The organism is Allosphingosinicella sp., assembly GCF_036387215.1.
Classification (GTDB): domain Bacteria; phylum Pseudomonadota; class Alphaproteobacteria; order Sphingomonadales; family Sphingomonadaceae; genus Allosphingosinicella.
The window spans coordinates 1-4,629 of the sequence record NZ_DASVUE010000402.1; the positions used below are offsets into that span (position 1 = coordinate 1).

The 4,629-nt window shown below is 66.0% G+C and carries 7 protein-coding genes; 5 read left to right on the forward strand and 2 right to left on the reverse strand.

All coding sequences use genetic code 11. The features are described from left to right. A partial coding sequence (locus tag VF662_RS15395; RefSeq protein ID WP_464142827.1) for a hypothetical protein occupies positions 1 to 304 on the reverse strand: 304 nt, incomplete at its 3' end. Between the two features lie 316 nt (positions 305 to 620). Between VF662_RS15395 and hemF the strand changes: the two genes are divergently transcribed. From hemF to VF662_RS15410, 3 genes are all read left to right on the forward strand, one after another. Then, positions 621 to 1,463, forward strand: coding sequence for an oxygen-dependent coproporphyrinogen oxidase (hemF, locus tag VF662_RS15400; protein WP_464142829.1), 843 nt, complete (start codon positions 621 to 623; stop codon positions 1,461 to 1,463). Positions 1,464 to 1,527: 64 nt separating this feature from the next. Then, the gene (locus tag VF662_RS15405; protein ID WP_464142831.1) at positions 1,528 to 2,049 is read left to right on the forward strand and encodes an endonuclease domain-containing protein; all 522 of its coding nucleotides are present in this window, start codon (positions 1,528 to 1,530) and stop codon (positions 2,047 to 2,049) included. Further along, entirely contained in the window at positions 2,046 to 2,627 is a 582-nt protein-coding gene (locus tag VF662_RS15410; RefSeq protein WP_464142833.1) for a GNAT family N-acetyltransferase, read from the forward strand. The genes VF662_RS15405 and VF662_RS15410 overlap by 4 nt, the downstream gene beginning before the upstream one ends. On the opposite strand, the gene VF662_RS15415 is transcribed toward VF662_RS15410, so the two are convergent. Then, positions 2,597 to 3,400, reverse strand: a complete 804-nt coding sequence (locus VF662_RS15415) for a DUF7847 domain-containing protein (protein ID WP_464142834.1) — start codon at positions 3,398 to 3,400, stop codon at positions 2,597 to 2,599. The genes VF662_RS15410 and VF662_RS15415 overlap by 31 nt on opposite strands. A gap of 25 nt (positions 3,401 to 3,425) precedes the next feature. On the opposite strand from VF662_RS15415, the gene lipB reads away from it, so the two are divergent. Both lipB and VF662_RS15425 read left to right on the forward strand, forming a co-directional pair. Then, complete coding sequence (gene lipB / locus VF662_RS15420) at positions 3,426 to 4,157, forward strand: lipoyl(octanoyl) transferase LipB (protein ID WP_464142835.1); 732 nt, start codon at positions 3,426 to 3,428, stop codon at positions 4,155 to 4,157. A gap of 90 nt (positions 4,158 to 4,247) precedes the next feature. After that, positions 4,248 to 4,565, forward strand: a complete 318-nt coding sequence (locus VF662_RS15425) for a hypothetical protein (RefSeq protein WP_464142836.1) — start codon at positions 4,248 to 4,250, stop codon at positions 4,563 to 4,565. Positions 4,566 to 4,629: the final 64 nt, after the last annotated feature.

Genomic DNA, 4,629 nt, shown 5'->3' on the forward strand with positions numbered 1-4,629 from the left:
CCTGGAGATCGACTTCGACGCCGGGGACGGCGCGGAGCGCATCGGCGACGGTACCGGTCTGCACCTGCAGATCGTTCGCGATGTTGAAGCTCGTGCGGTCGGACGATCCCACCACCTCCGATCGCGTGCCGGTGACCACCAATTCGGTCGGCTTCTCGCCCGCCTGGCTCTGCTGCGCCCCGCCTTGCGGAGAGGATTGAGCCGGCCGTTGGGGCGCGGTCTGCGCCCATGCGCCGCCCGGAGCCGCCAGGCATGCTGCCAGGGCAAGGGCCGAGCCGTAGATCCGAAGGTGCGTCGTCTGCATTGAATGTCCGCCTTTATGTGCCGGCCCTCGCGGCCGATCTTTCGAAGAGAGTGGTTGCGTGCGGCCTTCTAGGCACCGGATGTGCAGAAGCGATGTGCGAGGCGTGAAATCTCGCTGAAATCCGTGCTCGAGGCGCTGGTCGGGAGGTGCAAGCGAGGCTCCATCATGTGTCTTATGTCATTAAGACAGCAAGACACGTGGTCGTCAACCCACCTGAGCTCCGCCGAAGCCCCGTTCAAGGTTACGCGACTGGTCCTCATCGGCTCGTCCGTTCGGGCGCTTGCAAGCGGCGGCGACCGGGGGCATCGCCTTCTGCATGATCGAGCTCGACGAGGAACAGCAGCGCGCCCGCGAGTGGTTCGAGGCGCTTCGCACCCGCATCTGCGCGGAATTCGAAGCGATCGAGCGCGAGGCTGGGAGCGATGCCGCCTTCGCCTACACGCCCTGGGACCGCACCGATCCCGACGGCTCACCCGGGGGCGGCGGCGTTCGCGGGCTGATGAAGGGTAAGGTGTTCGAGAAGGTCGGAGTGAATGTCTCGACCGTCGGGGGGCGCTTCAGCGGCGACTTCGCGAAGACGATCCACGGCGCCGAGGAGGATCCGAGCTTCTTCGCAACCGGCATCAGCCTCGTCGCGCACATGGCCAACCCGCACGTGCCCGCAGTGCACATGAACACGCGCTTCCTCGCCACCACCCGGCGCTGGTTCGGCGGCGGCGCGGACTTGAACCCTCCCCTTCCCTATGAGGAAGACACGGCCGAATTCCACGCCGCCCTCCGCGCCGCCTGCGCGGGGCACGATCCGACCTATTATCCCCGCTTCTCGAAATGGGCAGAGGAATATTTCTACATCCCCCACCGCGGCGTCCACCGCGGCGTCGGCGGCATCTTCTACGACCATCTCGAAGGTCCGTTCGAACCCGCCTTCGCCTTCACCCGAGCCGTCGGCGAAGCCTTCCTCGACGTTTTCCCCCGCCTCGTCCGGCGGCGGATGAACCAGCCCTTCACCGAAGCGGACAAAGCCCGTCAGCTCGAATGGCGCGGCCGCTACGCCGAATTCAACCTCATCTACGACCGCGGCACCCTGTTCGGCCTCAAGACCGGCGGCAACGTCGACGCCATCCTCATGAGCCTTCCCCCGGAAGCGACGTGGAGCTGATTAATTCCTCGCCGAGCTTGCTCGGGGAGGGGGGCCATGCGAAGCATGGTGGAGGGGCAAGCACGTGCGCAAGGACATCTCACCCAAAGGCACCACCCGAAGCGTCCGTCGCGCCCGTCGCCTTCGCCGCACGATGAGCCTTCCCGAAATCCTGCTCTGGCAGGTGCTTCGCGAAAAACCCGCCGGCCTCAAATTCCGCCGCCAGCACCCGACTGGCCCCTACGATCTCGACTTCTACTGCAACGACGCCCGCCTGGCGGTCGAGGTAGACGGCGAAGCGCACGAGCGCGGCGACCGGCCGGCGAGGGACGCCGCCCGTGATCGCTGGATGCGCGACAAGGGGATCGAAACGATGCGGATCCCCGCATTTGAGGTCCTTGCCGACCTGGAATCCGTAATTCGCGGAGTAATCGCCGAAGCAACGGCGCGCCTCCCAAATTCCTCCCCCAGCTCGTCTGGGGGAGGGGGACCGGCGAAGCCGGTGGAGGGGCCGGCGCAAGCCCGGGAATCGGCGCCAGCCCCTCCACCCCCGCCTTGCGGCGGCGGTCCCCCTCCCCGAGACGAGCTCGGGGAGGACCGACAATGAGCCTGACCCCACTCCCCCACAACCACATCGGCGCGGTCGTTACTTACCTTGAGATGCGGGAGCGGCCCCGCCCGCGGCCGTTGCCCGACTCGCAGCTTCGGCTGGTCCGGTGGGGGCACATCGATCCGGCTAAGTACCGCATCCTCTTCCGGCGCGTCGGCGGGCCGTGGCTCTGGTATTCGCGGCTGGCGATGGACGATGCGGCGTTGGTGGCGGCGGTGGCCGAGGTGCACGCGGTAGTCGATCCGCGCGGCATCGAGGTTGGGATGCTGGAGCTCGATTTCCGCAAATCCGGCGAATGCCTGATCCGGTTCCTCGGGCTGGTTCCGGAGCTTGCCGGCAAGGGCCACGGCAAGTGGCTGTTCGCGCAGACGCTTGCGCTCGCCTGGCGGAAGGGCGTGGAGCGGGTGCACGTCAACACCTGCTCGCTCGATCATCCCGCGGCGCTCCCCTCCTATCTAAAGGCCGGCTTCACCGCTTATGCCCGGGCGCTCGAAAGCTTCCCTGACCCGCGCCTGCTCGGGCTTCTGCCCGAGGACTCGGCGCCTCAGCTTCCGCTCGTCCGCCCCGCCAGCTGAAGGTAGATGCGCGAGATAATCGTCGTGAAGTAGACGATAAAGACCGCGTTGAACACGCCGCCGATCAGCAGCATCAGCAATCCCGCGACATTGTCCGGCTCCGGCCGCCCCGCGACCAGGGCGACGATGATCCCGAGGACCGCCGTGGCCGCGAACATCATGATGAAAGCGGCGATCACGAACAGGAGCGCGAAGCCGAGCAGCTTCCAGAAGCGGCCGGCCGTAAGGTCCCAGCTGCGCCGCAGGATCGCCACCGGGCCGCCGCTTTCCGCCGCGGCGACGGCCGTCATCAGCATGAGGCGGATCCAGACGAACAGGAACACGATCAGGAACAACAGCATCGCGAGCGCTATACGCCCCGCCGCTTCCCTGTTGCCGGGCGCCATATCCTCGGGCGCGATGCCGAGCAGGAGAATGAGCGGGATCATGAGGATCACCGCAGCCAGCCCGACGAGCAGGCTTGCACCGAACAGCGGCAGGAAGCGCCTGAAGCCGAGGGCGATCGCCTTGCCGACGACATTCTCGCGATCGAGCGCGAGCGCCGAGATCGCAAGCGTGCCGACGATGCTGAGCACGACCACCACCACCATCAACAGCACCCACAATCCGGTGCCGGCCCCACCCTCGGGGCTGACCAGCCTCGGCGCCAGCGCCTGGACGACGATGCTCGGCAGGGCCATGAGCGCGAAAGCGATCGTGAACAGCGCTCCGAGATTGTCCTTCACGAACCGCGCCGTCTCGTTCCACGCGGTGGTAATCGATAGTGCCTTCATGCCGTCCCCTGTCTAGAAGCGAACTATGCGCAACCCCGCCCGAGCAGGCAACCACAGTCTTGCCGAGCAGCCGAGACCCGCGGACGCCGGAGCCGTGTTTCCCGCCGGAGACATCGAATGGCGCGTCACGCCCGGCCTTACGCCCTATCCGGAGGCGCTTGCGGAGATGGAGCGGCGCGTGGAGGCGATCCAGGCGGGGACTGCGCCCGAGCTCGTCTGGCTGCTGGAGCATCCGCCGCTCTTCACTGCCGGCACCAGCGCCGATTCGGCGGAGCTGTTCAACCCGCAGGGCTTCCCCGTCTACGAGGCCGGCCGCGGCGGCCGCTACACCTATCACGGGCCGGGGCAGCGGGTCGGCTATGTGGTGCTCGATCTCAACCGCCGCGGCCGCGACGTCAGGGCGTTCGTCCACGCGCTCGAAGGCTGGCTCATCGACGCTCTCGCACAGCTCGGCGTTTCCGCCTTTGCGGTTCCGGATCGGATCGGCATCTGGGTGAAGCACGGGAATACGGAGGCGAAAGTAGGTGCGATCGGGGTCCGGGTGCGCCGCTGGGTCACCATGCACGGCTTCTCGATCAACGCCGATCCGGAACTTTCTCACTTCTCAGGCATAGTCCCGTGCGGTATTGCCGAGTTTCCAGTGACCAGCCTCGGCGAAATGGGAGTGTCTCAAGGACAGGAACGTTTCGATCTGGCACTGAGGCAGGGTTTGGGCCGTTTCCTGTTCTCTCTCGAGGGGAGAATCGAGAAGGCTTGAGAGCCCCCCTTTTTCCGTCTAATGTAGCAAACTGATTTGGTAGAAAAAACGGGCCAACCCCGCCAAATCTTCAATCTAGGGAGTTTCTAAATGCGTGACATCTTCAAGAAAGCAATGACCGGTTCGATGCTCGCCGGTGCCCTCCTCGTCGCGGCTTGCGGCGGCGGCGGCAACGAAGCTGCGAACAACACCGCCGGCACCGAAATGGATGCCACGGATCCGATGATGGAAGGCACCACCAACGACGTGACCGCCATCGACGGCGCCAACGGCGCTGACGCCAACCTCGGCATGGATGCCAACATGGGCACCACCACCGGCGGCAACACCACCACCGGCAACACCACCACCGGCGGCAACACCACCACCGGCGGCGACACCGGCGGCAACGCGACCAACGGAATGTAATTTCCGAAGGCGCAACGCTTTCGAAAGGGCCGTCCGGGCGACCGGGCGGCCTTTTCTTTTTCGG